A 23,870-nucleotide genomic window follows, 5' to 3' on the forward strand; every position below is an offset into this window, starting at 1 on the left:
GATTTGTCAGATTATGATTTATCAAATATGGTTGGAATGGCAAATGAAGATGCTGCAAAAGAAGGTGACGTATTGATTATTACTGTACCATTGGCAGCTCAAAAACCAACAATCGAAGGAATCAAAGAATTTTGTGCTGATAAAATTGTCATGGATGCAACTGTACCTTTAGAAACTGCAATCGGTGGAAAACCATTCAGATTCATTGACCTTATGGAAGGATCAGCTGCTGAAAGAACCGCTTCAATTCTTGAAGGAACAGGTGCAAAAGTCATCTGTGCATTCTGTAACATTTCAAATTCCCATTTGGCAAACATTCCTGAAGATATCGACTGTGACTGTCTTATTGCAGGTGATGATGCTGAAGCTAAAGCAACAGCTGCTGAAATCATTGACAAGATTCCTGGAATCAAAACAATTGACTGTGGAATTCTAGAAAAAGCACGTATAATTGAAAAAATCACTCCATTACTGATTGGATTAAACATAAAATACAAATCACATTATGGTGGTTTAAGAATTACAGGAATTCCTGCACTCGATAAGGAATAGATATAAATGGATTCATTTGAGACTTTAATTGGAAAAAACATTAATGAAGTAGTCTTGAATGAATCAGATACTTTTTTTGTTGCTCCATTGGAGTATTTTTATAAGAATTGTGGCAAGAGATATCCAGCTTCAAAGCTTAAGCTTGCAGACTTGGATTATTTTGACATTATTGACTTTACTGATCTGTTTAAGTTTGAAGCCATTTTGATAATCTGGTATTTTGAAGATGTAATCACTGATTTGGAGCTTTATTATCTAAGCAACGATTTTGACATTTTGTTAATGGATTATTACTATATTAAAAAGTCAATTGATATGGGTGAGGCTCATAAACTACGTGAAGGTGATACTAAGTATTTAGGAGCTTCTAGAGTGGATGAAAAAGTTCTTCAACCTAACAGTGATAAATTAGCAAATAAGCGTGAACTTGTTTTAAAGAAGAAGTATTTGCAGAAAATACTTAATGAATTGGGCTTTAAATGCATGTAGTTAATATAATCAATTTTTCAAATTTCATTTGTAATCAAATTATGATATGGTCTTTGATTACCTGATTTTTTTGAATTCTTGACAGTTTATGATTATAATGGAAGCCAACTTATTATAATGGCTTATAACAAATATTAATTCATGAAGAAAGTCAAAATTACAATACTTAAAACAACACTTCAGGAAGATCTTGCTAGTGAATATGGTGTTGATGGCCTCACAACATGCCCTATGATGAATGAAGGGGAAGTTTACTATGCTGATTACGCCAAACCTGAAAATTTTTGTGATGAAGCATGGAAAGCTATATACCAGTATGTTTTCGCATTAGCTCATGGAGTTAATGATATTTGGTATTATAAGGACTGGATTAAAACACCTGGTGTTGCTATTGTTTCTTGCAATGATGGGCTTAGGCCTGTTATCATGAAACTTGAAAAAACTGATATTGAATCTAAAATAGAAAAATAATTTATTTTTAAAAGATATATATTATTTATTATGGGTAATTTTAAAAAAAAGATTGTGATTTTATTGTTATTTTTAATAACAATTACATTAATTTCATCATTTACTGCAGTATCTGCAGCGCAAGTTTCAAATCAAACAGTTGATGAAACTGCTGATAATGATATATTGGAGATTTCACAATCCGATGAGATAATTTCGAGCACAGTTTCCTCTGAAAATTTGTCAAGCTCTTATTTGGTGTTGGATAATGATGCCGATAAAGAAGATATCGTTGTAGGGGAGGAAGTGACTTGGATTATAACCGCTTCAAATTTAGGTCAAGATACTGCAAAAAACACAAAAGTATACAATAAATTACCTCAAGGTCTTAAATACATTAAGCATTCAACAACCAAAGGAACATTCAATCCAAAAACAGGAATCTGGAACATCGGCAATTTAAGTATTGATGATGGGACTGTAGAATTATGGATTACTACTTTGGCATTAACAAATGGTAAAATGATTAATAAGGCATATATTGTCACCGACAGTGAAAATTCCAATATCAATGAAAGTTATGAGGAAGAGGAAATTGATGTATTCGAGCCTGAAAAAAAGGTTTCTAAAGATGTTGAAATTGTTTCACCCAAGATGCATGCTACAGGAAACCCTCTATTTTTAATCCTAATTTCGATTTTTATGTTATTTCCAATATTTAAACGGTGATTAACTATTCAATATTGTTAAATTCCCTTTGTGCATTCTCATAGAAGTATCCGAGCTCTCGACCATTTACGAATATGTGACTTACTGTAATTGAAACGCTCATTTCAAAGTTTTCATTTACTTTTCCCCATGTGATTAGGGGCTGGATAGCTTTTCCTTTAACAGTACAATTGGTTATCATGTCAAAATCAACCCATGGAATGCATGAAAAATTGGCAATGTTTGTCAAATCCCTTTTCTCCATTTCAATGAAAAAGCTTTCACTTTTGCCGCTTAAAATATCCGCTGATAAGTCTTTAACATAATCATGCCATTGGATAATGTTTTCAAATTCCTGTGGAGTTTTTACTTTCATTTCACAGTAAATTCCTTCATTTTCATTCATTATTGGGGTTACACCATCCAAATAATCAAATTCAACTGCTTTATTGTCAATTATTCTTCTTTTAAGTTCATCAACAGAGTTTACTGCATTCATCAGACATCCAAGGCTCATTATGAAAAATGATTTGCCATTTTCATGACACCAGTTCCACAGCTTTTCAACATTAACTCTTGCAGACATTGAATATCTGGCTGATTGAAAATTAATAAAAGGATTTTCATCTAAATTAAATTCAATTTCTCTCATTTAAAAAACCTTAATCTTTTTATATCATTTTTTAATATATATTATATTGTATAAATCTTTAATGGGTTTGTTATAATGAAAGTAGTAATCGTAGGTGGTGGAGCTGGAGGAATTTCAACAGCTTCAAATATTCGTAAATTGGATCAAAATATAGAAATTACAGTTCTCACAAGAGACAATAAGGTAGCATATTCACCATGCGCCATTCCTTATGTATTGTCAGGTACAATCGAATCATTTGATGATATTGTAATGAGAACTCCTGAAGATTATAAGGAAAAGAACATAGACGTAATTACAGAAGTGGAAGTAACTGAAGTTGACAGTGACAAAAAAACTGTTACTTACGAAAAAGAGGGTAAAGAAACTGTCATTGATTATGATAAATTGGTTTTAGCTACTGGCGGTAATCCGTTCGTCCCTCCAATGCAAGGGGTGGAACTTGATGGAGTATTCAGAATCAGAAATATTGACGATGGTATTAAAGTGCAGGAAGCAATGAAGGATGCCAAAAGTGCTATTGTCACTGGTGCAGGTTTGATTGGTATTGAAATTGCATTTGCCCTTAAAAAACAAGGCTTGAATGTTATTTTAAGTGAAATGTTGCCTCAAATTGTACCAAGGTCCCTTGATAAGGACATGTCTGACATTTTAGTAAAGTATCTTGAAATGGAAGGTATCAATGTGGTTTTAGGAAAACCGATTACCAAATTGATAGGTGACGGAAAAGTTGAAAAGGCATGCTTTGGTGATGAGGATCTTTATGATGCAGACATGGTTATTATGGCTACAGGTGTTCGTGCGGAACTTGACTTGGCCCGCATGGCAGGCTGTGAAATCGGAAGATGGGCTGTCTTGGTAAATGACAGGATGGAAACTTCTGTTGAAGATGTATATGCTGTAGGGGATTGTGTTGAATCCAAAGACTTGATTTTAGGTTCAAATACCATTTCTCAATTGGGTACAACTGCAGTCCGCGAATCTAAAACATTGGCCCGTACCATTTGTGGCAAAAAGTCCAAATTCAATCCAGTTTTAAATTCAATGGTTTCAAAAGTGGGAAAATTGGAATTTGGTGCTGTAGGATACACTACAAGTTTTGCTCAACAAAACAGAATCAGACCTGTTGTACAAAAGGTACAAGCACTTACAAGAGCTCGCTATTATCCTAATGCCAAACCTATGGATATCAAAGTTATATGTGATGGAAACGGAACTATTATTGGTTGTCAAATCATTGCTGAAGAGAGAGTTGCTGAAAGAATCGATACAATGACTTTGGCAATTACTGAAGGTTTGACATGCTTTGATTTAAGTAATATGGAATTTGCTTATGCGCCACCTGTATCAATGGTTACAGACCCATTAATCCTTGCCGTTGAAGAGGTAAGTAAAAAATTTAATTAATTAAAATATTTTGGAGATGATATTAATGCCTGAACATGGTCACGGTCATCATGGTCACGGAGGCCAAATGACTCCTGAACAACAAAGACAAATGATTGAACAAGAATTGAGAATAGCAAAAAATCTTGGTCAGATTAAACATAAAATAGTTGTAATGAGTGGAAAAGGAGGAGTTGGAAAATCTACTGTTGCAGCTAACATAGCTGAGACTTTACAAAGCCTAGGCTTTAAAACCGGTATTTTGGATGCAGATATTCACGGACCAAACATTCCAAAAATGTTAGGTCTTGAATTATACGGTGAAGCATTCAGCCAAAACCAATTCGATACATTCAAAGAAATCACTGAAGCAAGACTTGCAGAAAAAGATTTTGAAACAGATGAAGAAAAATTAGAATATATTGAATCTATTAAAGAGGAATTCAATACTACAATGTTTCCAGTAACATTGCCAAGCGGCTTGAAAGTAATGTCAATGGCATTTTTACTTGAAAGCATGGATACTCCAATCATCTGGAGAGGTCCTCAAAAAACAGGAGCAATCAAGCAATTGATTTCTGACTGTAATTGGGGCGAACTTGATTATTTAATCATCGATAACCCACCAGGAACTGGTGATGAACCTTTAACAGTATTGCAAACTATTCCAGATGCAGATGCAGTAATTATGGTAACAACACCTAATGTTGTATCTCAGGAAGATGTTTTGAAATGTGTTAAGATGGTTGGCATGATGAACATCAAAAAAATCGGTCTTGTTGAAAACATGGCTTATTACATGTGTCCTCATTGCGGTGAAAAATTGCATATTTTCGGCAAAGGCAATGGTGAGAAGTTTGCTGAAGAGATGGAAATTGAATATTTAGGTGATTTGCCAATTGAAGAAGCAGTTTCAAATTCACCAAATGAAGATGCAACTATTTCAACATTAAATCCTGATGATGAAGTTTCAAAAAGATTTAAGGAAATAGTTTTAGAAATAAATGAGAAATTTTGTTAAATCAGTGTAATGTTAATTATATAACTTACACGAGCTATATTTACGATGTATCCTAAGAAATTAGGATCTTCTTTTAATTTTTTATTGTATTTTTCCAGTTTGGCGATGATATATTCCTTGTTTTCATCCATCACGTTTAATGAAAAGTATTGCATTCCATTTTTATATTCCAAAGCATCGGTAAAGATAGGAACAAGATAATTGCCGTCATTACCATAGGGAATTTTGACTGTTTCTCCATCTTCAATGGAAATGATAAATTCCTTGTCTTTGATGTATTCCTTAATTTCGGATTCTGTTTTTTCAATGGCTTTCTGGTTTTCGTTTTCGCCATGCATATAAATCATGTTTATATGATTCTTCAACTCAGGATGTTTTATTTCTTCGATTTTCATTGTATCTATTTCTTGTTTTCATTGTTTAAATAATCTTCAACTTTGTCTTTTGGTATGAATTTCAATGCTGCTGAGTTGATGCAGTATCTTGGAGACCCTCCAGGTCCATCATGAAACAGATGGCCCAAATGTGAGTTTGATTTTGAACTTCTCACTTCTATGCGTGTTGTTCCATAGGAAAAGTCCCTGTTCTTTGTTATTACATCTTTTGAAATTGGCTTTGAAAATGCAGGCCAGCCACATCCCGAATCGAATTTGTCTTCAGAAGAGAATAGAATTTCACCATTTACTACGTCTACATATACACCATCTTCAAAAAAGTTATCATATTTTCCACTAAATGGTGGTTCTGTCATAGAAAGCTGTGTTATTTCATACTCTTCACGGGTTAAGTGGTCAAATTCTTTATCATCTATTAAATTTAAATCAACATGACAATAGCCCTGTGGGTTTTTCTCAAGATATTTCTGGTGATATGATTCTGCAGGGTAAAAGCTGTTTATGGGACCAACTTCAACGACAATTTTTTCAGGATCCTCATTCTGCTTTTTGGCAAAAAATTTCAGGACACATTCCCTTTGTGAATCTTCCTGCCAGAAAACCCCAGTTCTGTATTGTGTTCCAAAATCATTACCTTGGCGATTGATGCTGTGTGGGTCAATAATCATGTAAAACTTTTCCAAAATTTCTTCAAGGGCAATGATTTTTGGATTGTATGTGACCTTGACGCATTCCGCATGACCTGTTTTGCCACTGCAAACCTTTTCATATGTTGGTGCAAGGTCGTGTCCATTTGCATAACCCACTTCCGTTTGGTTCACTCCTTTCAAGCGTGAAACAAAAGCTTCAACACCCCAAAAACATCCTCCAGCCAAATATATAATCTGTAATTTTTCAAACATGTTAATTACTATATGTGTTAAATATTTAAACCTTGGCATTTCAAATTCCGGCAAAAATCTTTTTAATCTAATTAGTGCAAGAATACCATGAATTCTATAAGTCATGGATGAATTGCACCAAGGGAGGCATTATTTTTCAAATGCTCTCTGATGAAATTTAAATAATATGATAACAAAAAATAATAAATGATATTGACAAAATTAAATTAAACTTTTTCAACGATAATCAAGTTAAAAAAGCAATATTAATTGAATATGTCTGAACCTTCGGGACGAGGGGGATAGCACGGTAATCCTATACTCATTAGAGTATACAGCCCGTGAAGTAAGAATCCTCAACTTCTATAAAGTTGAGGTAGTTCAAAATAACAGTCAAATTAATAATATAGATTGGAGGAACTCTAATGTTTTACAGTACAATAATGAAAATTGATTCAATTGATAGATTAAGAGATATTAGGGATGCATTACTTGTAGAACAAGGTATAAATCCTACTCGTCAAGGAGAACAAGCTATTAAAGTAGTAGTTGAAAGAATCGATGAAATTCAAGCTACTTTAGATAAATCAGCAACTAAAAATAGAAATCGTAAGTGATTTTAGTGTTAAGACGTGTTAGTAGCAACAGACGACTTTTAAGAAAAAGAATGTATAAGTCACCACATTCTCGTCATAGAAATTCACTATATTATCGTGAAAACAAAAATCAGGCTAAACCTCATCAGGAAGAATATAGAACTTCCCATGCTCCTGTTGTAAAACGTAAAAGAAGGCCTAAAAGAGAAGTTATTAACGGCTTTAAAATGTCTTATAGGTACAAATACTATAAGGATGATGTTGTCGAGGAAGATGAGACAGAAGAAGATTTGGATGAATAATCTCTTCTTTTTTTAAATTTCTCCGTTTCTTCCCATGTTAAAGTTTTGAGAATGGGGATTGATAACAAAGCCCTGGAAATATTCATCCTCTTCAGCTATTTTTGCAATGTCTTCAGGTGTCAGGACTTTCATCTCAAGATTGTCTAAAAACAATTCTGATATTTTTGAACTTCCCAAAGCGTATTCTCTGATGTCTGTAAAGATAGGAATGATATATTCATTGCTTGTATCACTCAGCATTAATTTTACAAATTCATTTTTTTCATCGATTAATGTAAAGTAAATCTCTTTGGGATATGTGTCTTTGATGTTGTTTTTTATTGCATCAAGCTCTATTGAATTTTCATCTTTCAATTTTTTTGCCATGTCAGCATAGATCTGAATATAATCCTTAAGCTGACTTTTGGAAGCTTTTACATTATTTTTCTGATAGTCTTCGTAATCTTTAGGAGTCATACTTATTCACAGCAATCGTGAACATCTTCGCTGCCAATAACAAAGTCCCATTGTGGTGCGTTAACTGCAAGACCAATGAATCCTTCATCATCAGAGTAATCAGCTAAAATTTCACTTCCAACTTTTTTATCACATTCAAATTCATTTTCACCGAATTGTTCTTTAAAAACAGCAATAGCTTCTTCGGCTTCTTTTTCATCGGTATAAACAGGAATGACGAATTCTTCATCTTCGTCTTCTTCACTGACAATTAGTGCAACTACTTCCTTTTCTTCACTCAAAGCATTAGAAACGATGATGAACTCTTCATGGAATACTTGGTGTTCAATTTCATGGTATATTTCACCAAGCTCTTCAATCTGTTCTTTGTTGTCATCTTCAAAAGATTCAGGAAGTTCTTCTGAATTTTCCAATTCCTTTTCTATTTTTACATTCAACTCATCGTCAAGTTCTATAAATTTTTCTACTAATTGTTTAAGTTCACTCATAATAATCCACCTAATTAATTAATAATCGTTAAAAAAAGTCTTTAAAAACAAATGAACATTCTCTTCCTAAACACCACTAAAGGAATACAAACGAATGCTCATTTCAACCATCACCATTGTTCATATTATAAAAAAATAGTATATAACAATATGAACAATACTATTTATAATTTCAACCTATATAAAGTTTTAGTTTCTCAATAGATATTAAAAATCACTTTCAATACTTTTGATTAGGTTATAGATAATTTTATTTGTTGAAACATCAACATTATTTTTCTCACCAAGCTCAATGACTTTGCCGTTTAACGAGTCAATCTCTGTTCTGATTTTTCTTTGAATGTCCTGATGGGTTGATGAGAAATGTTCATAGGTATCAGGGACAAGTTTGGAGTAAAAAATGTCCTTATACTCTTTTGAACTATTCCAAAGGGTTGAATAACCAGATAATTTAATGACTTCAAAGATTTCATCAATGATTTTATCCATTATTTCTTTTGAATATTCATTTTCAGTTAATTTTCCATAGTTCACATTCAATATTGCGCCCAAAGGATTTAGGGCACAGTTGTAAATCATTTTTGCCCACAGGTATCTGTCGACTTCGTGGGTAATCTCACATTTGATTCCGGATGCTGTAATCATATCTGCTATATCTTTTAGGGAATTTGGATTTTCATGCTGAAGTGATCCAAGCAAAATGGGTTCGGTATAAACGGTAACCTCACTTATGTGTCTTTCATGCCTTCTGAATCCTGTAATGACCCTTGCCGAAAAAACCTTATCTTCAGGGAAGTATTCAAGATACGCTTCATCATTTCCAAATCCATTCTGGAAAATGATTATTTTGCCTGTGTCCTTAAGAATTTCCTTGTGGTTATTTAGGTTTTCAGCAACTTCTCTGTTGGCTGTTGTTTTTGTTGCTATGAAAATATAGTCAAAAGTATTTTTTGGAATTTCCGAGTATTTTTCATAGACTGGGATGTCCTTAATTTCATAATGTTTGAACAATCCGCATCTTTTTATTCCATTTTCTTTAATTGCAGTGGCAGTTTTGCCTCGTGCAAAGATTGAAACTTCTGCTCCCTGTGATGCAACTGAAGCTGCAAGGCCTATGCCCACTCCTCCAGCACCTATTAATAAAATCTTCATAATATCTGATTTGCTTTTCATCATTGAAATACTTTTTAGGCAAATCTAAAAGATAAATACATTTAAAATTCTTGATTTTGGATAAACTAAATAATTATTATTTTATTAACCTAAAAATAATACAAAAATAGATTAATTTAAATATAATGAATTTATTATATAACTATTAATTAAAGAGGCATTATCATGAATTATTTGCAGCGTGAAAATAATACCCAAAGGATATATCTGACTGAAAACACTTTGGATGTTTCTGAAATATTGGATGAAAACTATGATTATATTGTCGAGTCCATGAAAAATGAAGACTTTTCAATTAAAAATCCAACATGCAGCCTGTTCAAGGAACTGGTTTTTGACAACAAGGTGGTTGGATTCTGCACATATGACTATTCAAGGCACTTCATGACTTCCGCTTTAAATAACATTTATGTCCTTCCCCAATTCAGAGGAAACGGGCTGTTTTTTGAAGAACTTGAAAAGACTATGAAAGAGCAGAACAAGCCAAGCATTGTCGAGCCAACAAGACTGGTCGTTGAGCTTTTGATTAGGTATGGATTTGCAAAAAAAATCACCGACAATATCGCTGCAAGTTCCATTGAGTTTATCGTGCCTGGAGCCCATGTCCTGTCAAATATTGAATATGATTCCTCCGAGGAGCTGGCTACCCATTTTTATGATTTAAATATATGTGCAAGTATTCATTTTCTGGATTTGGAAAAGTCACACGTTGCATACAGTGGCCCTCTGAATTATGATATTATGCATTATGACTGTTTGGAAAAGAGAAGCCAAATGGATGATGGGTACTTTGAAAATATCAGGGAACTGTTCCTGAAACATGATGATGACTTTATAGATGCTGTCATTGAACTTGAAGAAAACCTTAACCTTAAGACCTACACATTGGAAGAAGTCATAGGTGAGGGTGATGAGTTCTCCCATTATATAGAATCGTTGATTGATGATGCTCATGTAACCCGTCAAAAGGCTTTGGAAATCAAAAATCAGATAAAAGAGGAATATGAGGCCGGAATGATATTGAATGAATCATTATTGATTAGACTGGCATATCTGTTTGAAAAACCATCTGAAGCAACTATTAAATCCCACTCAGATACATGTCCCTACTGTGACATGCCAATTGATGATCATGACAGGTTTTGCCATTTCTGTGGGATAAATCTGAATTATGACAGTGAAAATATGTTCGATAGCCTGATGGATAACATAAAAACTCCAAGCGGCGATTTTAAAGAAGACATTAGATATGTTGCATACAAGTTTCTGAAATTGATTGATGATGGAATCGAGTTTGAATATGCTGTCCGTACAATTGAAAATACCTATAACATAACTTGGAAAAAACTTAATGGATTCCTGGAAGAAAACAATTATTTCAATGGTGAAATAACTGAGGAAGGCTATGAATTTATCTTGAACCATCCTCTCAATTACTATGAAGAATTTGATATGAGCTGTATTGATTACACTGATTTTGAAAGGTATTTCTACAAAAACTCTGATTTAAGTGGAATCGATATATGTTTGAACTATTTAAATCAATTTAGCGATGATCAGGATGTCCAGGAAATAATTTCAGAGATTAAAAATTACCTCTAATATTCATCGCAAAGTTTCCTGTATGTGCAGTATCTGCATAGAAACTGCCTTCTGGCGGGAAACTTTCCGTCATTTATTTTTTCTCTAACTTCATGCAATGTATCAATTGCATGATTGATTTCACTTTGGTTTAGATATTTGCGTTTATTGTCTTCATTGCAAACATCCAGCAGTCTCAATTTTCCGTTTTTTGTAAAAAATATTCCAACACTTGAAACATTTCTTCCGTAGACGTTTTCAACAAGCAGCTTATAGTAGCATAGCTCCAGGCGGTATTTAGAAAATGAACTTGATTTAGATGTTTTATAGTCAATAATGACAAGGCCTCCATTTTCATCCTCTAGAATAATATCACAAATTCCTGAAAACCTGTTTTTTTCATCAAGAAGATATTCTTCATTGGAGTATAGCTTATAATTGTTTTCAACAAAGACTTCATTAAAAAATATGCTTAAGTTGTCAATATGCTCAGTTAAGTCATATCCGATATCCAAATCATAGGCAATCTTTATAAGCTCGTTTCTTGTGTCGATATCGCTTATGTTATCGCCGAACTTTTCTGTGAACTTTTCGGCTACCTGATGAACATCGCTTCCAAGTGCCATATATTGGTTTTGAGGCATTTCAATTTCATCAATATACTGAAATTTGAACTCCAAAGGACACTTGAGATAAGAATTTACTTTTGATTTAGATAATTTCATAGTAACACTTAAAAAAAAGTTTTTTGAGAGTAAAAAACTCTCTTAATTAAAATTTTACCATCTGCTAATTTTACCATCATTGCTTGAAGAGCCACCGATGGTATCAATAATGTTTTTACAGGAATTAATGAAATACTCACTGTTGTCATAAGTAACGTTGGTTCCACTAATCTTGTAATTCTGATTGTTTTTAGCAAAATAGATGTCAGAATCGTAGCCTTCACCACTTTCTTTGTATAAGAAATATGCCGGTACTCCATTTTGATTAAGCTCTTGATTGGATGAGTATGATCCTTGACTGATTAGGCTGTTATAGGTATCATTCAAATTAAGCGAACTGTCGATTTGCTCAACTAAAATGCTCACTCCTGTTCTATTGTCAACTAATCTAATAGCAGTATCGTTAACTTTGGAATCTGTAAAGTTGCCTATTTTGGAAAAGCTACTGTCACCAAGTTTAACGTCTTTATTACCAGCATCAACAGTGGTGGTAGTGTTATCATTTGAATTAAGAATATTTAAGCCATTGGCACCTACATTAATGCCAACATAAATAACAATTAAAATGATAAGTAAAGCATAAAGTTTTTTCATACTGTCCATACTAAATTATTTGATTTTTAACTATATATAATTAAGTTAAAACAAAGTGGTTTATGATAATGCATTTTTTCATCATTTGAACTATTTGACATGAGGATTTGAGCAAGTCAATTGGATATTGTCAAAACTATTTTTAATAAGTTTCAACAAAATTTAATAACAAGTGACATGAGAGTATTCACTTAAAAAATCGGAGAGTAATAAAATGAAAATTGTAGCACTTCAAGCAAGTCCGCGTAAAGGTGGAAATTGTGATGTATTAATGGATGAAATGATTAAAGGTATTGAAGAAAACGGTGGAGAAGTAGTTAAATATTACTTGGAAAAAGAAGACATTGCACCATGTAAAGCATGCATGTACTGTGCTGAAAATCCTGAATGCGTTCGTGCAGATGACGGTAACAAAATATTGGATGATTTGGTTGCTGCTGACGGCGTAATCTTTGCAACACCAATTTATTATGGTCAAATGACTGCTCAAGGTAAACTAATCATTGACCGTTTCTACAGCATTGGACAAAATCCTGATAAAAGCTTATCCGGTAAAGCTGCATTGATATTCACTGAAAATCAGCCTGAAGGAACTTATGCAGACTACATTGAACTTACAAAATTCTCACCATTCACATTTATGGGCTACGAAGTAATTGGCCATGTGGATGCTGGTAGTGCAGGTCCTGCCGGTATCGTAGCTACCGAACAGGAAGACAAATTAAAAGAAGCTTACGAATTAGGTTTAAAATTTTAATTTAAAGATGTAGATTGGATTTTTTTCCAATCTTTTTCACTATTTTTTTGGATTTGCTTTGGGATAAAAATTCCAGAGTTTTGTGAAAAGCATTTGCAGTAAATTTTAGAATCAAAAAAGTAATATTGTAATCTAAGGTAGTTTATATGGGTTTAGGTTCACTTTTTAAGAGAAATAAAAAAGATAAAAAAGAAGAAAAAGTCGATGAATCACACATAGACATTGACATAGGCAGTTGTGACGGCTGTGAAAAGTGTGTGATAGCTTGTTCAAACAATGTGTTTATGCTGGTCGATGAAACATGTTGCGTTCGTGACCATCAGGTCTGTAGAAACTGCAAAGTCTGCATGGCAATATGTCCAAACGACTGCATTACAGTAAATTAAACATTGTTTTTAAATATCTATTTGGATGTGTTATTGTGAAGGATATGTGGGGATTGACAGTAAGGGGAATATGTGAAGTAAATGGAAAAATTTTACTTTTAAAAGTCAGATCAAAATCAAGTCATGATGCAAACAGATGGGAAATTCCAGGCGGCAAAGTCAAAAAAGGAGAATTTTTTGATGATGCATTAAGGCGCGAATATTTGGAAGAAACAGGACTTGAAATTACAATAGAATCTCTTTATAATACAATTCAAAATAACTATACTGCCTGCAAGACCAATGAGCAAATCAAATCAATTCAGCTTATCATGAAAGTAACTTCCAGAAGCGATGAAGTAAAAATAAGCAAAGAGCACGACGAATATGGATGGTTTTCAAAAGATGAAGTATGTAGGATGATTGATGAAAATCTGCTGTCAAAAGCTGCAATGAATGCATTTAAAAAAAATAAGGTATTATAGGTTAAGCTCTTCAGCACCTATAACTTGAATATCTGTTTTTTCAACAAAATCTTTGGTTTCTTCACCAAATGATTGGAAATGTGGGGATGCCATATGTTTTTTTAGGTCATCTAAAGTTTCCCATTTTTCAACAAAGGTTAATGTATTGTCATTTAAAGACATTAATAGTTGATATTCAATATTTCCATCTTCTTCACGAGTTTTTTCTATTAACTCTTCTGAAATTTCAATAATGCTGTCTTTACAACCATTTTTTGGATATACTTTAGCTAAAACAACAATGAAATCCATTGTTACACGCTCCTTTTTTTGATAGAATATAATTATAATTTCATATTACTTAAAAATTTTGAAATGATTTTTGGATTACTTTTATTAATTATGAATTTGTTTAAATAATAATTGTGAATTATGAAATTGAAATCCAAATTGATTTTTATTTTAGTTTTTCTATTAATTTCAATTAATGTTGCATATGCAAATGATGTCAACCAGACAGAATTAACAGCGGATGATGTGACTAATGAATCCAGTGTTGAAGTGCCAATACTAAAGGATAATTCATCACTTGATTCGGATAACAGTTCACAAAAATCACATCCGGTAATTTCAATTGATTCAACTAAAGTAAAAAGTAAAGATACTCTGAAAATTGATTTAAAAGATTGCAACGGAACAGCTTTGCCTTTTAAAAGTTTTAAAGCATCAATAAACAATAAGGACTATAAATTATCAACAAATTCAAAAGGTATTACGGTATTGAACATTAATCTTCCTGCAGGGAATTATAATTTGAAAATCTCTGTTGGTGAAGATGACAATTTCACATCCTTTTCCAAAACATTCAAAATTACTGTGTCAAAATTATCGACAAGCATTAAGAAATATTCTAATTTCGTTTTAAATAACAATTACTTTTATGCATATTTGAAAGATGGGAAAGATAATGGAGTTGCATCTAAAAAGGTAAGCGTTAAGGTAAATGGGAAAACATTTTCAAGAAAAACAGATAAAAATGGCCGGATTGCCTTAAAGATTAAATCTTCATCTAAGATAATTACATTGAGATGCAAATTTGACGGCGACAGATATTACAAGGCATCATCTAAAAAAATCAGTTTTTATGTAAATCAATTTACTTCAATTAAGATAGGCAATTCCCGATTGCTTACTGGCGGTTTTGTAAGGGTATATCTGAATGATGCTACAAAGTCCAAAATCTGGAAAAAAACCATCAAAATCACTATAGGAAATAAAAGATTTTCTAAAAAAACCAATTCAGAAGGTATTGTTGTCATTAAACCTAAAATGAGTGTCGGCAAATATAAGATTACGGCTAGTTTCGGTAAGTATTACACTTCAAAAATTATAAGATGCTTTAATGGAAATGTTAAAGATCCATTAAAAGAGGCAATTCCATTGAGAAATGGAGTTCCGGATATTGATGTGATGCCTGGAAACTTTGTTTGGGCTGATGGAAGCGGAACATATACTCTTACCAAGGCACAATATAGGGAAGTTTTAAAAAGGGATAGCTATTGTCTGTTCTTAAACAATAAATTGACAAAATACACTTTCTTTAAAACAAAATCTCATCCAAAAACCAATCATTTAATCAAAAGAGAAAAATGGAACGTGATTGAAAAGGCTATTAATCAAAAGCTTGTTGATGCAAATAAGCATGGCTACTGGCCGGGTTCCATTACTGTATCTCTGAAAGGCAAATCATATTCATATCCAGAAATAAGGGACTGGCAGGATACGTCTTATACCTGCGGACCGACTTCCTGTAGCATGTGCAGTCAGGTTTTAAAGAATTATCTGTGCGAATCATACCTTGCCAAACATTCGGGAACAACACGGGCAGATGGAACTACCTGTTCAGGCATGGTTAAAGCTTTGAATAAAGAAAATTTTATTTGCACTTTGTTTTATAGAAATTCTTTTTCAAAAGCATTGAATGAACTTAAAAAAGGTGGATGTGCTGTAGTATTTCATGCTAAACACCATTATGTAGCCATATTGGATATCAGTAAAGACGGCAAGAAGGTTTTGGTAAGCAATTCCTATGGAAGTTATGATGATATTCCTTCCAAATGGCTTACTGTTGAATATATGAAAACCAGATATTACAAGAATTATGATGATGGTTTGATTGTCCGGCTAAATTATAAGTTAAGCAAAAATGTTCAAAATCAAATCAATTCGTATTATTCAAGCATGGCTCCAAATTGGGCTGCTCACAATATTCATGAAGTTGTAAGTTAATTTCATGAATCTTTTTCATTTTTAATTATATTTATTTCCATTTATGGTAATTTTTTATAAAAATTTTATCAGTTTTGTGTATTGTTTAACAATTTGTTATTATATGCGAAGTTTGGAATTATTTTTCAAAATTTTTATAAACTCGAAGAACAATAAATATAACCATGGTGAAAGTAAGTATTTTAGGATCAACTGGAGTAATAGGTAAAAACGTAGCATTTACCTTGGCAAGAGCTGATACAGTTGATGAAATTGTTATGTTTGCAAGGCCTCAAAGTGTTGATAAGGCGAAAGGCGAAACATTTGATATGTATGATGCATTGGCAGCTGAAGATATTGATTGCGAGCTCACTCCTACATCTGATTTTAATGATATCAAGGATTCTGCAATTGTGTTGATTACTGCAGGAATTCCAAGGCAGGAAGGAATGAACAGACGTGATTTGGCAATTCCAAATGCAAAAATTGTAAAAAATTACTCGGAACAAATTGCTATTCATGCTCCTGATGCCATTATTTTAATTGCAACAAACCCTGTTGATATAATGACTACTGTCGCTTTAAAATATTCCGGATTTGACCGCAAAAAGGTTATTGGAATTGGAAACCACTTGGATTCATTAAGATTAAAAGCATATTTCTCCCAATTCATAAACATTAACAGTTCTGAGGTACATACAAGGGTCATTGGTGAGCATGGTGATCATATGGTTCCTCTTTTGAGTTCAACAACAATTGGGGGTATTCCATTAAAGTATTTTGTCAAATCTGTAGATGTTGATGTCAAAAGATTGCTTAATCGTTTAAAAAATGCTGGAAATACCATTATCAGCAAAAAGGGTGCAACTGAATATGGTCCGTCATTTGCTATTTCAAATTTAATTTCAACAATAATCACTGATAGCCATAAAATCTTGACTGTGAGCACATATCTTGATGGTGAAATTGAAGACGTATATGATGTTTCTTTAGGCGTTCCTGTTGTTTTATCAAAAAAGGGAATAGCCATGATTGTTCCGATTCATATGAATGATTATGAAAAGAATAAATTTCATGAAGCATGTCGAATAGTAAAAGAAACCACCGATGAAGTTTTACAAGCTCTTGATAATGATTGGTAATGGTCATTCTCATTAGCATTTGGTTTTTTCATCGTTTTTGAAAATGGTTTAGGATTCATCATTGGAGTTAATGTAGGATTCCTGTAAAATGCCCACAACTTTTTTGGGGATGCATTTTTCTCAAAAACTGCCTAATATCATAGATATGCTTAAAAGTGGTGAAAAAATGAATTTTTTAGGTGAATTTAAAAAATGATTCATCTCCTTTTTTTTAATTATTTTAATTATATTAACAACTTAAAAACAAATGTTTAAAAACATTAAAAATTATATATTCTTATATAATGACTTTGGAGAATAAGAAATGGTTAATGATAATTCCAAAACGGTTGAAATTAATAGATTGAAGTCTCCTTTGAAATATGATGATTACAAGGTTTATGACAGTCATGGAAATGAGATAAAAGGTGTTGAAACTTTTTCTAAGTTGCAATATGTCATTGAACCGGACAGCAATATTTTAAGTGATGATGAAATCTTGGAGTATGCTCCAAACTCAAAGGAAGCCGCTAAGGTCAGACTCAGAAGGGGCGTTGGAAACAATTCTGATGTGATGCTGATTTATGATTCTCTTCCATGGATTATCGGATTTTATTATACAATTTTAATTTGCATTGCAATTCCGGTTGTATATGGTGGAAATAAATCATTGATGTTTTTTGTTTTGATTTTAGCCATACTGCCGTTGCTTTATCTTTACTACATATTTAATTTAAAGCAGTATGTTGATAAAAGTGCCAAAAAACAAGTTAAAAAGTCTGGATTTTCGACTATTGGCAGCACTCAGGAAAATCATGAATCTGAAGGTTTGGAATCACTCAAAAAATATGCTGATGAAATTGAAGATTTGAAAGCATCATACGATTCAAAAGAGAGTGCCGTCAGGAAACTAATTGAAAAACGCTTTGAGCCTCCACAAATAACTTATGAACGGTTCATGACAATCATTGATAAATCTCATGACTTGTTTTATCATGAAGCTGAAAGTGCTCTCAATATAACCCAATTAGCCGTTGAAGACACTCCAAGAGTTAAAAATGAACTAGAAAATAAAATCAATACATTGAAATCAATTATAGACCAAATTGAAGATTTAACCAATGAGCTTGTGATAAATATAAGTTCCGATGATAAATCTGATGATGATGTTAAAAATTTGGTAGATGACATGGAAAATTTAATAGATTCTGTTAAAGATTACAAATAGATGATTAAAATGACAAAAAAATGTCCTAAATGTGGAAAGGAAGTGCCTGATGAATCAAATTTTTGCCTTGCATGTGGATATCATTTGGATAATAATGAGAGTGGCAAGGAAGAATCAAGGGTATTTTCAAATGGTAAAATCTTTTTGGTTTTAATTTTTGTCGTACTTATTGTCGGAGGCATCCTGATATTTTCAATGGGTGGGAATGGCAGTAATAATAACAATCAGAGCGTTGATAGCGAAATAGCCAAGGAAGCCAGCGAATTTTCATTTACTATAAGTGATGTTAACGGTTATTATAGTAAAGAAAATAAAAATTACTTCTTTTGGACAGAAGTACTGTTCCAAAAGGTTCCATCAAATCAAAAAGACTATATTGTAAAAGTTACATATCTTGATGAGAACAATACTGATATTGGTCATGAGATGGATAGCTTAGCCAACGTTTATTATGATACCAATTATGCAATATCTGTTGGTTATCATACTTCATACAAGCATATGGATATTGATTCAGTTAAAGTAGAAATACTGAAAGAGGACAAAGTTATTAAGGAATGTTCTACAAAAGTTGATAAAAATAAATTTAATTTTTAAGATAATCAAACAAAATAAGGTGATAAAATGGCGGAATTTTCACTTGATGTTGATGAAATTAAGAAAGATGTTGAAACTACACTGAAACAGGAAGAAGAAAAATTGGAAAATTCAAATATTAAAAACCAGGCTGATGAAAATGCTGTGGCAATATTTGAAGCTGATTTAAATAATCCTTCAGAAAGAGAAAGTATTTTAAGACCATTGGAAAACTTTGGTATGGATGATATTTCAAGATCCTCCCAAAGAAATGAGCTTCTTGCTACCAGATTTGTAGATATTAACAAAGGAGGTCAGGATGCTGAAAATATTGGTGAAAAACTCTCCGAACTTGACAGGCAGATGAAGGATTTGGATCCAAGTAAAGTGGATTTCACAAAGAAAGGTGTTCTTGGAAATCTCATGAATCCTGTTCGCAAATACTTCGCCAAATATGAAAAGGCGGAAAATTCCATTTCAAATATTGTTGAATCACTTGACCACAGCAGCAAGGTATTGCAAAATGACAATGTAACCATATTGAATGAGGAAAATAACCTTAGAGAAGTTACAAATAAATTATTGGCCGATATTGAGCTTGGTAAAAAGATGGATGAATCCATTGAATTGCAAATACAACAGGCGGAAATTGAGGGCGTGGACCCTGAAAAAATTGCCTTTGTCAAAGAAGAGGTTCTATTCCCATTAAGGCAGAGAATAATGGATATGCAACAGATGATAGTTGTAAACCAACAGGGAATAGTATCATTAAATGTAATTAGAAGAAACAATAAGGAATTGATTCGTGGAGTTAACAGGGCTAAAAACGTAACAGTATCTGCTCTAAGAACTGGAGTTATGGTTGCACGCGCATTATATGATCAGAAAATTGTAATGGATAAGATTCAGATATTGAATGAAACTACCAGCGACATTATTGAAACCACTTCACACATGCTAAGAGAGCAAGGAAGTCAAATTCAAAAGCAAAGTGCTGAGACAATGATTTCTCCGGAGGTACTTAAAGCAGCCTTTTCTGAAGCTATTGCAGCTATTGAAGATGTTAGCAATTATAAAGAACAAGCACTTCCAAAAATGAAAGAAACAATTGATATGTTCAGTGATATGGCTAAAGATGGCCAAAAAGTAGTTGAAAAAATTGAAACAAACAACAATAACCGTTTACAATAGATTATTATGAATGCATTTGAAAAGATTAAAAAATCATGGTGGGTAATTTTCCCTTTCACATTCCTGTTTCCAGGAGTTGGGTTTATATACATTGGGATGAAATTCAACAACAAAAACTGGATTTTGGAAGGAATTACCTATGAATTGCCATGGTTTTTCTATTTAGTGGCATCTGCAATATATTCCTCCTCTTCAATGATTATATATTATGGATGGATTTTACTTTTGGCAGCATTCATAGCCTTGATAAGGTCAATAATGGTTGCCATAAAGCTTGTTGACATTTATGATATGGATGAAAATCCTGTCGTAACCAAGGTAACTTCCACACCTATGGGAAAAGCAAAAGAGGATTCCAGCCTAGGGGCATGCTGTATTTGTGTCATTTTTATTTTTATAATCTTTGCATTTGTAGCAATACTTTAAGGAGAAATTTAATGAAACTGATAGTTCAAAGAGTCACCAACTCCAGTGTAGAAGTTGATGGAGATATTGTAGGTGAAATTGAAAAGGGTTTGATGGTTTTGGTAGGATTTGGCCAAAATGACACTGTTAAAGAAGCTGACTATCTGGCCAAAAAACTGGTGAAATTAAGAATTTTTAAGGATGAAAACGGAAGAATGAACAAGTCAGTAATGGATATTGGTGCTAAACTGTTGCTTGTTCCTCAGTTTACATTATATGCTTCAACCAAAAAGAACAGACCTTCATTTCATAAGGCATTAAATCCAGATAAGGCAACTGAACTGTTTGACTATTTCACCGAACAATGCAGGCAACATGTTGATGTTGAAACAGGTGTTTTCGGCGCATATATGAAAGTCGATTTGTTGAATGACGGTCCTGTAACAATATTGCTTGAAAAGGAATTTGATGAGGATTAATATAATTTTTCCCCAGTATATTCATTTTCTTCAGTGTAAATCCTGATTAATGTGTCAACAGTATCATCATACATCAATCTATATCCAATTGCTCCGCCTGAATTGGATTCAACATTATTAAGTGATGTATCGCTGTTTTCACCGCAATTATTGATTATATACCACATTCCGTGAGGGGTGTAGATGAACAATACTCCTTCACCATTTTTTGCTCCTTTTTTGAAGCTGTCGTCAGGGTCATAGATTTTGGTTGAGTGAAGCGCCAGTCTTGACAGGTTCTGTTTAGGATGGGTTCCAGTCTTTTTGAATAGGGTATTTAGCCAATTGTATGCATTATCCTTAAGGTTTACTTTAGCAATAGGGTCTGCAAAGGCCTTTTTTATTTTGTCCTGTCTTTTTTGTAGTGTATTTTCAATTCCAAGAATTTCTTCTACTTTGCTAACATCTTTTTCGAGGCATCTGTATCCTTCAGGTCTTCCGGTAACTTTGATAATGCCATCAACGAAATCTTTTCTTCTAAAGTCTCTCATGTATGGTTTTACCTTTTCAAATTCTTCATCAGGAATTCTTTGATTCAGACCATAAAGATAGCCGTATTCATTAGCATCATAACATTTTGTTTCCATTTTTAGCTCTTCTGCCATTCTAATCAACTCTGTAATATAATCTAATATGAAATATCATGTTTAATGATTAATTCCCATTGTTTAAAAAAGTTTTAGTCATGAATATTTTCGATAGCATATCTTAAAAATCTTTTTAAATTAATAATTCAAATTAATTAACATGGTAGAAAATAACAAGAGCAATCGTGAATTCGGTTCTAATTTTGATAAGGATGAAGCCAATGAAATTTTTGATAAATTAGATAAAATCAATTCAGACGATTCAAAGAAAGTTGATAAAAATATTGCTTCTATTAAAGACGTTACAGAGTTATTGAAAGAAGCTAAAAATTCTGATGAAAGCAAAGCTATAGAATTGTATAAAAAAGTTTTAGTCATAATGCCTGAAAATCTTGAAGCATATAATGGATTGGCTGACATTTACCGCAAACAGGATGATGAGGAAAGTGAAAGGGATATCCTAAAGAAAGCTATTCAAAATGTTGACAGATCCAGTAAAAATGATTTGATGAAAAGATTGAAGGAAATCAGTTAAACTTCAGGTCTTTTTGGATGTGGTATTATGTTTCGAAAAATGAGAAGACACAAACAAGAGCTATCTGAAGAGGAGTGTATTGAAATATTGGCAAATGAACCTAGAGGTGTTTTAGCGCTTTTGGGGGATAATGACTATCCTTATGCATTGCCTATGAGTCATGTATTTGTTGATGGGAAAATCTATTTTCATGGGGCTATGGAAGGCCATAAGAATGATGCAATTAAAAAGCATGATAAGGTATCATATTGTGTGATGGATTCTGGCGTTAAAAAGGAGGATAGCTGGTGGTATACCTTCAGAAGTGTCATAATCTTTGGAAAAATTAAAACCATTGCTGATAAAAAAGAAAAAATCGATAGGTTGACTTACCTTGGAGACAAGTTTTTCCCAACTCATGAAGAAACCGTACGTGAAATTGATAGATTGCTTGATAAAACTGAGGTTTTTGAAATTACTATAGATCATATCTCTGGAAAAATTGTTCGGGAAAAATAGGATATGTATTTTGGAGTGAAATTAAATATGGTGGGACATATTTAATTTCGTGAGAGTAGTCATATGTTTTAATTAAATTAGAAAAATATCTTAGCCTAATTTAATCAATCGGAGTAGTAATGAAAAATCAGATTTTTAGGTAAACCTAAATTTTTATTACAATTAATAAATTATCAACTATAGTATATAAATATTTTGGTATGCCTAAAGAAAAAAATAATATATTTCAATCAATAAAATAATTCTTATGATAGGCAATGATTGGGATTTGGCACTAAAGGAAGAATTTGAAAAGGACTATTTTTTAAAAATTAATGATTTCATCAATAAAGAATACGAAACAAAGACAATTTACCCTCCATATGATGAGATATTCAACGCATTTAAATTAACACCATTGAACGAGGTTAAAGTTGTTATTTTAGGTCAGGACCCTTATCATGAAAAGGGACAGGCCCATGGACTTGCATTTTCAACACCCTCTGGCCGTCCAAAACCAAGATCACTCAACAACATCTTTAAAGAAATCAATGCAGAATATGATTATCCCATTCCCGAATCAGGATGTTTGGAATCATGGGCAAACCAGGGTGTATTTTTACTCAATACAGTTTTGACAGTCGAAGAGGGTAATGCAAACTCCCACAGCAAATGTGGATGGCAAATTTTTACAGATAATGTGATAAAACTATTGGACTGTCAAACACAACCTATAGTATTTATGCTTTGGGGAAAACAGGCTGAAAAGAAAAAGGAATTGATAAAAAATCCAAATCATCTGGTTTTGATAACGTCTCATCCTTCGCCTTTTTCTGCAAGACGTGGATTTTTCGGTTCAAATCATTTTATAAAAGCTAATGAATTTTTAAAGCAGAATAATCTAAAAGAAATAAATTGGAGATTATGAT

32 protein-coding genes are annotated in these 23,870 nt (G+C 32.7%); 22 read left to right on the forward strand and 10 right to left on the reverse strand.

What is annotated here, in order from left to right; all coding sequences use genetic code 11:
• The 4 genes from npdG to QZ143_RS02100 all read left to right on the forward strand — a co-directional run.
• A partial coding sequence (gene npdG, locus QZ143_RS02085) for an NADPH-dependent F420 reductase (protein WP_292880761.1) occupies positions 1-552 on the forward strand: 552 nt, incomplete at its 5' end.
• Positions 553-558: 6 nt separating this feature from the next.
• Positions 559-1,041, forward strand: coding sequence for a hypothetical protein (locus QZ143_RS02090; protein WP_292880764.1), 483 nt, complete (start codon positions 559-561; stop codon positions 1,039-1,041).
• 141 nt (positions 1,042-1,182) lie between these two features.
• On the forward strand, positions 1,183-1,512 hold the full coding sequence (locus tag QZ143_RS02095; RefSeq protein WP_292880767.1) for a TIGR04076 family protein: 330 nt from the start codon (positions 1,183-1,185) through the stop codon (positions 1,510-1,512).
• Between the two features lie 30 nt (positions 1,513-1,542).
• Positions 1,543-2,220: a DUF11 domain-containing protein gene (locus QZ143_RS02100; RefSeq protein WP_292880770.1), complete on the forward strand. Its 678-nt coding sequence runs from the start codon at positions 1,543-1,545 to the stop codon at positions 2,218-2,220.
• A gap of 4 nt (positions 2,221-2,224) precedes the next feature.
• Here QZ143_RS02100 and QZ143_RS02105 read toward each other — a convergent pair whose 3' ends face one another.
• On the reverse strand, positions 2,225-2,851 hold the full coding sequence (locus tag QZ143_RS02105; protein ID WP_292880773.1) for a CatA-like O-acetyltransferase: 627 nt from the start codon (positions 2,849-2,851) through the stop codon (positions 2,225-2,227).
• A gap of 75 nt (positions 2,852-2,926) precedes the next feature.
• On the opposite strand from QZ143_RS02105, the gene QZ143_RS02110 reads away from it, so the two are divergent.
• On the forward strand, positions 2,927-4,258 hold the full coding sequence (locus QZ143_RS02110) for an FAD-dependent oxidoreductase (RefSeq protein WP_292880775.1): 1,332 nt from the start codon (positions 2,927-2,929) through the stop codon (positions 4,256-4,258).
• A 25-nt stretch (positions 4,259-4,283) separates the two neighbouring features.
• Entirely contained in the window at positions 4,284-5,258 is a 975-nt protein-coding gene (locus QZ143_RS02115; protein ID WP_292608029.1) for an Mrp/NBP35 family ATP-binding protein, read from the forward strand.
• Here QZ143_RS02115 and QZ143_RS02120 read toward each other — a convergent pair.
• Positions 5,255-5,653, reverse strand: a complete 399-nt coding sequence (locus QZ143_RS02120) for a hypothetical protein (protein WP_292880777.1) — start codon at positions 5,651-5,653, stop codon at positions 5,255-5,257. The two genes, QZ143_RS02115 and QZ143_RS02120, sit on opposite strands and share 4 nt — an antisense overlap.
• Positions 5,654-5,658: 5 nt before the next feature.
• The gene (gene msrA, locus QZ143_RS02125) at positions 5,659-6,660 is read right to left on the reverse strand and encodes a peptide-methionine (S)-S-oxide reductase MsrA (RefSeq protein WP_292880780.1); all 1,002 of its coding nucleotides are present in this window, start codon (positions 6,658-6,660) and stop codon (positions 5,659-5,661) included.
• Positions 6,661-6,959: 299 nt separating this feature from the next.
• On the opposite strand from msrA, the gene QZ143_RS02130 reads away from it, so the two are divergent.
• Together QZ143_RS02130 and QZ143_RS02135 are read left to right on the forward strand one after the other, a co-directional pair.
• A complete protein-coding gene (locus tag QZ143_RS02130; RefSeq protein ID WP_292608024.1) occupies positions 6,960-7,151 on the forward strand; it encodes a hypothetical protein in 192 nt (63 codons plus the stop codon).
• Positions 7,152-7,156: 5 nt separating this feature from the next.
• Complete coding sequence (locus QZ143_RS02135; RefSeq protein WP_292608021.1) at positions 7,157-7,432, forward strand: hypothetical protein; 276 nt, start codon at positions 7,157-7,159, stop codon at positions 7,430-7,432.
• 12 nt (positions 7,433-7,444) lie between these two features.
• On the opposite strand, the gene QZ143_RS02140 is transcribed toward QZ143_RS02135, so the two are convergent.
• From QZ143_RS02140 to QZ143_RS02150, 3 genes are all read right to left on the reverse strand, one after another.
• Positions 7,445-7,888 (reverse strand): hypothetical protein, encoded by a 444-nt coding sequence (locus QZ143_RS02140; protein ID WP_292880783.1) that lies wholly within the window; start codon positions 7,886-7,888, stop codon positions 7,445-7,447.
• A gap of 2 nt (positions 7,889-7,890) precedes the next feature.
• Positions 7,891-8,376 (reverse strand): hypothetical protein, encoded by a 486-nt coding sequence (locus tag QZ143_RS02145; protein WP_292608016.1) that lies wholly within the window; start codon positions 8,374-8,376, stop codon positions 7,891-7,893.
• A gap of 207 nt (positions 8,377-8,583) precedes the next feature.
• Complete coding sequence (locus QZ143_RS02150) at positions 8,584-9,528, reverse strand: ketopantoate reductase family protein (RefSeq protein WP_292880786.1); 945 nt, start codon at positions 9,526-9,528, stop codon at positions 8,584-8,586.
• A 186-nt stretch (positions 9,529-9,714) separates the two neighbouring features.
• Here QZ143_RS02150 and QZ143_RS02155 point away from each other — a divergent pair, with 186 nt between their 5' ends.
• Entirely contained in the window at positions 9,715-11,151 is a 1,437-nt protein-coding gene (locus QZ143_RS02155) for a GNAT family N-acetyltransferase (protein WP_292880789.1), read from the forward strand.
• On the opposite strand, the gene QZ143_RS02160 is transcribed toward QZ143_RS02155, so the two are convergent.
• Together QZ143_RS02160 and QZ143_RS02165 are read right to left on the reverse strand one after the other, a co-directional pair.
• Complete coding sequence (locus tag QZ143_RS02160; RefSeq protein ID WP_292608009.1) at positions 11,148-11,855, reverse strand: PD-(D/E)XK nuclease family protein; 708 nt, start codon at positions 11,853-11,855, stop codon at positions 11,148-11,150. The genes QZ143_RS02155 and QZ143_RS02160 overlap by 4 nt on opposite strands.
• 54 nt (positions 11,856-11,909) lie before the next feature.
• Entirely contained in the window at positions 11,910-12,458 is a 549-nt protein-coding gene (locus QZ143_RS02165; RefSeq protein ID WP_292880792.1) for a hypothetical protein, read from the reverse strand.
• Positions 12,459-12,663: 205 nt separating this feature from the next.
• Here QZ143_RS02165 and QZ143_RS02170 point away from each other — a divergent pair, with 205 nt between their 5' ends.
• The 3 genes from QZ143_RS02170 to QZ143_RS02180 all read left to right on the forward strand — a co-directional run bounded on the left by QZ143_RS02170 (position 12,664) and on the right by QZ143_RS02180 (position 14,056).
• The gene (locus QZ143_RS02170; protein ID WP_292608004.1) at positions 12,664-13,206 is read left to right on the forward strand and encodes a flavodoxin family protein; all 543 of its coding nucleotides are present in this window, start codon (positions 12,664-12,666) and stop codon (positions 13,204-13,206) included.
• Between the two features lie 146 nt (positions 13,207-13,352).
• Complete coding sequence (locus tag QZ143_RS02175) at positions 13,353-13,592, forward strand: ferredoxin (protein WP_292608001.1); 240 nt, start codon at positions 13,353-13,355, stop codon at positions 13,590-13,592.
• 44 nt (positions 13,593-13,636) lie between these two features.
• The gene (locus tag QZ143_RS02180; RefSeq protein ID WP_292880872.1) at positions 13,637-14,056 is read left to right on the forward strand and encodes an NUDIX domain-containing protein; all 420 of its coding nucleotides are present in this window, start codon (positions 13,637-13,639) and stop codon (positions 14,054-14,056) included.
• On the opposite strand, the gene QZ143_RS02185 is transcribed toward QZ143_RS02180, so the two are convergent.
• Entirely contained in the window at positions 14,051-14,347 is a 297-nt protein-coding gene (locus QZ143_RS02185; protein WP_292607997.1) for a putative quinol monooxygenase, read from the reverse strand. The genes QZ143_RS02180 and QZ143_RS02185 overlap by 6 nt on opposite strands.
• Before the next feature lie 120 nt (positions 14,348-14,467).
• On the opposite strand from QZ143_RS02185, the gene QZ143_RS02190 reads away from it, so the two are divergent.
• From QZ143_RS02190 to dtd, 7 genes are all read left to right on the forward strand, one after another.
• On the forward strand, positions 14,468-16,324 hold the full coding sequence (locus tag QZ143_RS02190) for a cysteine peptidase family C39 domain-containing protein (protein ID WP_292880795.1): 1,857 nt from the start codon (positions 14,468-14,470) through the stop codon (positions 16,322-16,324).
• Positions 16,325-16,491: 167 nt separating this feature from the next.
• Positions 16,492-17,445 carry a malate dehydrogenase gene (locus tag QZ143_RS02195; RefSeq protein ID WP_292880875.1) on the forward strand — a complete coding sequence of 318 codons (954 nt, stop codon included), beginning with the start codon at positions 16,492-16,494 and terminating at the stop codon, positions 17,443-17,445.
• A 304-nt stretch (positions 17,446-17,749) separates the two neighbouring features.
• The gene (locus QZ143_RS02200; protein WP_292880797.1) at positions 17,750-18,652 is read left to right on the forward strand and encodes a hypothetical protein; all 903 of its coding nucleotides are present in this window, start codon (positions 17,750-17,752) and stop codon (positions 18,650-18,652) included.
• Positions 18,653-19,249 (forward strand): zinc ribbon domain-containing protein, encoded by a 597-nt coding sequence (locus tag QZ143_RS02205; protein WP_292880800.1) that lies wholly within the window; start codon positions 18,653-18,655, stop codon positions 19,247-19,249. It abuts the gene before it with no gap.
• 27 nt (positions 19,250-19,276) lie between these two features.
• Positions 19,277-20,419 carry a toxic anion resistance protein gene (locus tag QZ143_RS02210; RefSeq protein ID WP_292607985.1) on the forward strand — a complete coding sequence of 381 codons (1,143 nt, stop codon included), beginning with the start codon at positions 19,277-19,279 and terminating at the stop codon, positions 20,417-20,419.
• A 6-nt stretch (positions 20,420-20,425) separates the two neighbouring features.
• Positions 20,426-20,845, forward strand: coding sequence for a hypothetical protein (locus QZ143_RS02215; protein ID WP_292607983.1), 420 nt, complete (start codon positions 20,426-20,428; stop codon positions 20,843-20,845).
• Between the two features lie 11 nt (positions 20,846-20,856).
• Positions 20,857-21,303 carry a D-aminoacyl-tRNA deacylase gene (dtd, locus tag QZ143_RS02220; RefSeq protein ID WP_292607981.1) on the forward strand — a complete coding sequence of 149 codons (447 nt, stop codon included), beginning with the start codon at positions 20,857-20,859 and terminating at the stop codon, positions 21,301-21,303.
• Here dtd and QZ143_RS02225 read toward each other — a convergent pair.
• Entirely contained in the window at positions 21,300-21,947 is a 648-nt protein-coding gene (locus QZ143_RS02225; protein WP_292607978.1) for a hypothetical protein, read from the reverse strand. The two genes, dtd and QZ143_RS02225, sit on opposite strands and share 4 nt — an antisense overlap.
• A 142-nt stretch (positions 21,948-22,089) precedes the next feature.
• Between QZ143_RS02225 and QZ143_RS02230 the strand changes: the two genes are divergently transcribed.
• The 3 genes from QZ143_RS02230 (at position 22,090) to ung (ending at position 23,869) form a co-directional block, all read left to right on the forward strand.
• Positions 22,090-22,464, forward strand: coding sequence for a hypothetical protein (locus QZ143_RS02230; protein WP_292880803.1), 375 nt, complete (start codon positions 22,090-22,092; stop codon positions 22,462-22,464).
• Positions 22,465-22,491: 27 nt separating this feature from the next.
• A complete protein-coding gene (locus QZ143_RS02235; RefSeq protein ID WP_292880806.1) occupies positions 22,492-22,962 on the forward strand; it encodes a pyridoxamine 5'-phosphate oxidase family protein in 471 nt (156 codons plus the stop codon).
• A gap of 247 nt (positions 22,963-23,209) precedes the next feature.
• A complete protein-coding gene (gene ung / locus QZ143_RS02240) occupies positions 23,210-23,869 on the forward strand; it encodes a uracil-DNA glycosylase (RefSeq protein ID WP_292880809.1) in 660 nt (219 codons plus the stop codon).
• Position 23,870 lies beyond the last annotated feature (1 nt).

It is taken from the genome of Methanobrevibacter sp. UBA188 (assembly GCF_905234905.1).
Taxonomy (GTDB): domain Archaea; phylum Methanobacteriota; class Methanobacteria; order Methanobacteriales; family Methanobacteriaceae; genus Methanocatella.